The 274-nt window shown below is 76.6% G+C and carries 1 pseudogene; it reads left to right on the forward strand.

Annotation, left to right across the window (positions count from 1 at the left end):
- Nucleotides 1-274 (forward strand): annotated as a pseudogene (locus tag QSV46_RS39725) (hypothetical protein); the annotation flags it as partial.

Genomic DNA, 274 nt, shown 5'->3' on the forward strand with positions numbered 1-274 from the left:
CGACGACGCCAAGTAACGTGCGCGGCGAGCAGGGCCTCTTCGACCTGCCTGGCGACGACGTGACGGCTGACGGCGGGAAGCCGACGCCCGCGCCGACGCCAGCCGGGCGCCCGGCGGGGCGCCGCCTCGTCGTCGAGACTGACGGCGGGTCCCGCGGGAACCCCGGCCCCGCCGGTTACGGCGCCGTCGTCCGCGACGCCGCCACCGGCGACGTGCTCGCCGAACGGGCGGGCTACCTCGGCGTGGTGTCGAACAACGTCGCCGAGTACACGGG

It is taken from the genome of Bradyrhizobium cosmicum (assembly GCF_032290525.1).
GTDB classification, from domain to species: Bacteria; Pseudomonadota; Alphaproteobacteria; order Rhizobiales; family Xanthobacteraceae; genus Bradyrhizobium; species Bradyrhizobium cosmicum_A.